1 protein-coding gene is annotated in these 609 nt (G+C 65.0%); it reads right to left on the minus strand.

Annotation, left to right across the window (positions count from 1 at the left end):
- On the minus strand, nt 1-609 hold a 609-nt coding region (locus PUZ33_RS25135; RefSeq protein ID WP_274205382.1), incomplete at both ends, for an Ig-like domain-containing protein.

Below are 609 nucleotides of genomic sequence, written 5' to 3' on the forward strand. Positions count from 1 at the left end.
GTGCCTGCGGCGGTACGGTGGCCACGTTGATGATGTACTCACCGGACGGACCGGAGACATTGCCCACGCCGTCGGTCTCTTTCGCCGTCAGGGTGTACTTCCCGTCCGGCAGCGGCGTGGTCGGCTCCAGGGACCAGGTGCCGTCGGCCTGCACTTTCGCGGTGCCAATGACCTTGTCGCCGTTGTAGACGGTGATGGTGTTGCCGGCTTCCGCACCGGTACCCTTGATCAGCGGACGGTTGTCGTCGGTTTCTTCGCCGGAGGCAATGACGCCTGCGGTGTTCACGTCGTCGTAGACTTCGGTGATCGCCAGCTTGCTCGCGTCAGGCGCGGTGTAGTCCAGGGTCAGAACGAAGTCGTCTGACGCAGAACTGGTGTTGCCCGCCCTGTCGGTGGCTGTCACGTGGAAGCGGTGCTCGCCTTCCGGCAGTTTCGCCACCGGCGAGAAGCTCCAGGTGCCGTCGGCTTTCGCCGTCACTTCGCCCAGCAGGCCGTTCTGATCGTAGATCTTCACGGTGCTGCCCGCTTCCGCCTTACCGCTCAGGGTCGGGGTCGGATCGTCGGTGGTGCCGCCGTTCGCCAGGTTACCCTGCACGCTGCCCACGTCGT

This window comes from Enterobacter cloacae complex sp. 2022EL-00981 (genome assembly GCF_028737495.1).
In the GTDB taxonomy this organism is placed as follows: Bacteria; Pseudomonadota; Gammaproteobacteria; order Enterobacterales; family Enterobacteriaceae; genus Enterobacter; species Enterobacter cloacae.